The organism is Mesorhizobium sp. GW821-FHT07A06 (assembly GCF_059419085.1).
Window position 1 is genome coordinate 1 of the sequence record NZ_JBWKRC010000034.1, and the last position, 662, is coordinate 662.

Below are 662 nucleotides of genomic sequence, written 5' to 3' on the forward strand. Positions count from 1 at the left end.
CCAGCCTGGCCCTGATCGAGCAGCTTGCGGAACATTTCCACGCCCGTGCAGGTCGTCTTGGTCGTCGGACGGATGCCGATGATCTCGAGTTCCTCGCCAACCTTGACCACGCCGCGCTCGACGCGGCCGGTCACGACCGTGCCGCGGCCCGAGATCGAGAACACGTCCTCGATCGGCATCAGGAACGGCTTGTCGAGCGGACGAACCGGGGTCGGGATGTAGGCGTCGACCTGAGCCATCAGCTCGCGGATCGCGTCCTCGCCGATCGTCTTGTTCGAATCCTCAAGAGCGGCCAGCGCCGAACCCTTGACGATCGGAATGTCGTCGCCGGGGAATTCGTTCTTCGACAGAAGCTCGCGAACCTCGAGCTCGACCAGCTCGAGCAGCTCGGCGTCGTCGACCTGGTCGACCTTGTTCAGGAACACCACGATCGACGGCACGCCGACCTGACGGGCGAGCAGGATGTGCTCGCGGGTCTGCGGCATCGGGCCGTCGGCGGCCGAAACGACCAGGATCGCGCCGTCCATCTGCGCGGCGCCGGTGATCATGTTCTTCACATAGTCGGCGTGGCCGGGGCAGTCGACATGGGCGTAGTGGCGGTTGGCCGTCTCGTATTCGACGTGGGCCGTCGAGATCGTGATGCCGCGCGCCTTCTCTTCCGG

1 protein-coding gene is annotated in these 662 nt (G+C 65.6%); it reads right to left on the reverse strand.

The annotated features are described in order from the left end of the window. On the reverse strand, window positions 1–662 hold a 662-nt coding region (locus tag AC07SZ_RS35630), incomplete at both ends, for a GTP-binding protein (RefSeq protein WP_494917906.1).